General features: G+C 30.1%; 1 protein-coding gene and 1 pseudogene. One reads left to right on the top strand and one right to left on the bottom strand.

What is annotated here, in order from left to right; all coding sequences use genetic code 11:
• Positions 1–167: 167 nt before the first annotated feature.
• Positions 168–656: pseudogene (locus ACRC28_RS10245) on the bottom strand (sugar phosphate nucleotidyltransferase); the annotation flags it as partial.
• A gap of 546 nt (positions 657–1202) precedes the next feature.
• Between ACRC28_RS10245 and ACRC28_RS10240 the strand changes: the two are divergent.
• Positions 1203–2758, top strand: a 1556-nt coding sequence (locus ACRC28_RS10240) for a cation-translocating P-type ATPase (protein ID WP_438543353.1), incomplete at its 3' end; no start/stop codon positions are given.

Here is a 2758-nt window from a genome sequence, read left to right as displayed (position 1 = left end):
TACGCTTACCATTTCTAGTTTCGCTTTGGTCATAAGGCTTTAGGGGTTAAAAGCAATTAACTCCGAGTCTGCACCTATCACTAGATACAGAGGGCTTTCTGTTTTAAATCTATACTTCTATACGTATTTGTATAGTTTTATTTAAATTTATTGTAACAGTTTAGTTACCCACTAACTTTTTCGCCCATCTCAATATAGCCATAACCAATTTCAGGTCTGGTTGGCTCTATCCCTAAGGTTACTATAACTTTTCTCCTATTTGCTAGTTCAATAGCTTGGGCTAGGGTATTCACATACTCCTGTTCGTCTTTAATGTAGTGATCCGAAGGTAAAACAATCATAACTGCATCTTGGTCTTTCTTTAAAAGCTTAACTGCCGATAAACCTATACATGTTGCAGTTTCCTTATTCATAGGTTCTGTTATAATGTTTTCTTTATTAATGTCTTTTAGCTCATCTCTTATTTGGTCTTCATAGTCCTTGTTTGTCACAATATAGATATTTTCTTTTTCTATTAATGGAGCTATTCTTTCCACTGTGTTCGCTAAAAAACTTTTTTCATTTATAACATCTAAAAATTGTTTTGGTCTGTTCATCCTTGATAATGGATATAATCTGCTTCCTTTACCTCCAGCTAATATAAGTCCGTATATCATGTCTTCAACTCCATTTAGCATTTATAGTTTATTTTATGTTTTTCCACAATTTTTGTGAATTTCAACATTCTTTAATACTCTATTCTTTTCCTATATTTTTATGAGTCTCTTTCCCCCTTTGTTTTTCTTTTTTGCTATTTTTTCTTTATTTAAGGAGATTTTATTTACTTTTATTTTCTTATTTAAAATTTTTATTTGTGTAGATTTAATTTTTTATTTCTCTTATTTTTCTGGTTTTATTTACTTCTATATTATTATGTTTAGTAATTAATCCTCTTTTTGGATATTTTAAAGATTTTTCTTTAATAACAATTGACAATTTTATGAATATATTTTAATATGAAATTACAATAAAGAAGACAAGCCTTATCTTTTAAGAGGGAGTAGTAACAAATATAACATCAACATGCCCGACTTTTTCTAGTCTGGTGTTATATACCTAAGTTTTTAGGTTACGAGACTTTTAATATAAGTTCCGATTTTTTTCGTAATTTATATTAAAAGTCTTTTTTATTGGAAATATTAAATTTGAAAGGAGTTTTTACTATGAACAATTTTTTTAACAAATCTGTTGTAGATATTCTATCTTTCTTCAATTCTTCGAAGGATGGGTTATCTAAAGAAAATCTAAAGAAAAATCTTGAGACTTATGGTCTTAATGCTTTAAATGAGAAAAAGAAAAAAAGTATAGTTCAAGTTTTCTTTGAGCAGTTTAAGGACTTACTTGTTTTTATACTTATAATTGCAGGAATAGTTTCTATGGCTGCAGGTCATGTTGAAAGTACTATTGTTATCTTTGTAGTTATTATTTTAAATGCAATTTTAGGTACTGTTCAACACGTTAAGGCTGAACAATCACTTTCTAGCTTAAAAGCACTCTCTGCTCCTATGGCTAAGGTTATCCGTGATGGGGTTAAGCTTGAGATTGCATCTCAAGATGTTGTCCCTGGTGATATTCTCATCTTAGAGGCTGGAGATTTAGTTTGTGCTGATGGAAGGATTATTGAAAACTTTTCACTTCAAGTAAATGAAAGTGCCTTAACTGGTGAATCTGAAAGTGTTACTAAAATCTCTGATTTAATCGATAAAGATGAGGTTGCACTTGGAGATCAAAAGAATATGGTTTTCTCTAGTTCTTTAGTTACTTATGGTCGTGCCTTAGTTGTAGTTACATCTACTGGTATGAATACTGAGCTTGGTAAGATTGCTACTTTAATGGAGCAAACTCAAGAAAAGAAAACACCACTTCAAATCTCTTTAGATGATTTCTCTAAAAAATTAGCTATTATAATCTTAATTATTTGTGCTATTGTTTTTGGACTAAATGTTTATAGAGGTGTTGCACCACTTGAATCATTAATGTTTGCAGTTGCTTTAGCTGTTGCTGCTATTCCTGAGGCTTTAAGTTCTATTGTTACTATAGTTCTTGCACTTGGAACTCAAAAAATGGCTAAGGAAAATGCTATTATTAAATCTTTAAAAGCCGTTGAAGGACTTGGTTCTGTTTCTATTATATGTTCAGATAAAACTGGTACTTTAACACAAAATAAAATGACTACTAAAGAACTTTACGTTGATGGAAATCTTATATCATCTGAAAGTTTAGATTTTAAAAATGAGGTTCATGAATATTTATTAAAAAGTTCTATCCTTTGTAATGACTCAACTTCTGTTGATGGAAATGAACTTGGTGACCCTACTGAAGTTGCTCTTGTAAATTTAGGACACCTATATAACATAAAAGAAACTGAACTTAGACAAGATATTGAACGTTTAAGGGAAATTCCATTTGATTCAGATAGAAAGCTTATGAGTACGCTACATGATTTCAATGGAAAAACAACTCTTTTCACTAAAGGAGCTTTTGATGTTCTTTTAGATAGACTTAAATATATTAAAACATCTGAAGGTGTACGCGTTATAACTGATGCTGATAAAAAAGCTATCATTGATACTAACATGAACCTTTCACAAAATGGTTTAAGAGTACTTGCTTTTTGTTATAAAGAGCTTTCATCAGTTAAAGACTTAACTCTTGAAGATGAATTTGGTTATACTTTTATTGGATTAATTTCTATGATTGACCCACCAAGAGTTGAATC

This window comes from Clostridium sp. (assembly GCF_051650885.1).
Lineage (GTDB): Bacteria > Bacillota > Clostridia > Clostridiales > Clostridiaceae > Clostridium.
This window is presented reverse-complemented; position numbering and strand designations above follow the sequence as displayed.